This window comes from Arenibacter sp. F20364, assembly GCF_023015905.1.
Taxonomy (GTDB): Bacteria; Bacteroidota; Bacteroidia; order Flavobacteriales; family Flavobacteriaceae; genus Arenibacter.
In genome coordinates this window covers 1-886 of sequence record NZ_JALKBD010000123.1, presented here as the reverse complement: position 1 = coordinate 886, position 886 = coordinate 1, and the positions used below count along the sequence as shown (strand labels likewise).

Sequence of the window (886 nt, the reverse complement as noted above, 5' to 3'; positions counted from 1 at the left end):
CGCTCCAACGGACTGAACGGCCTTTGCCTGCCCAATTGTGCCACGTGCAGGTAGGTAAGCGTGGTCTGTATATCCGCATGTCCCAACAGGTCCTTGACACTGATGATGTCCAGACCCATTTCCAACAGATGGGTCGCATAGCTGTGCCGCAGGCTATGGGTGGTGACCTCTTTTTGTATACCGCTATGTTTCCGGGCCTCCCGAACGATCCACTGCACCCCCGTCGTGGACAGTGCAACGGGATCGCCCTTGCTATCATTGCCGTTAAAGCACCAGGTAACGGGCCTTTCCGCAGAGATGTACTTCCTTAGGCCCCGGACCTGCATCGCGCACAATGGGACATAGCGGTCCTTCCTCCCCTTGCCCTGGCGTACGTGCAGCATCTTTCTCTCAAGGTCCAGGTCCTTCAGCTGTAGGTTGCAGAGTTCAAAGCTGCGAAGGCCACAGCCATAGAGCATGGCCAGTACCAAACGGTGTTTGAGAAGTTTTGGGGCCTTTAGAAGCTGCCTTACCTCGTTATGGCCTAATACTACCGGTAGCTTCTTGGGCCGTTCTATAGAAGGCAATATGACCCGCATCTCCTTCATTCCCGAGATACGGTAGGCATATCTCAGACCATAGACGGTATGCTTGAAGAAACTCTCCGATGGCGTCTTGTGCTGGGATTTCAGAACGTGCAGGTAATCCAGGACCTGCTCCTGGTCAAGGTCCAGCGGACTGCATTTGAAGTGAATCGCAATGTGCGCCAGACATCTGGCGTAGTTGGTAAGGGTACTTTGGCTTTTGCCGGACAGTTCTACCGACCGTTTTAATTTATGGTAGAGTTCGTTGAACCCGGATACAGAATTACAGGCCCTCTCAATGAGGGTACTACTTTTTTTTCATA

General features: G+C 52.6%; 1 protein-coding gene. It reads right to left on the bottom strand.

Translation table 11 applies throughout. The features are described 5' to 3' along the window. On the bottom strand, positions 1-578 hold a 578-nt coding region (locus MWU84_RS23985; protein WP_348647902.1), incomplete at its 3' end, for a tyrosine-type recombinase/integrase. Positions 579-886: the final 308 nt, after the last annotated feature.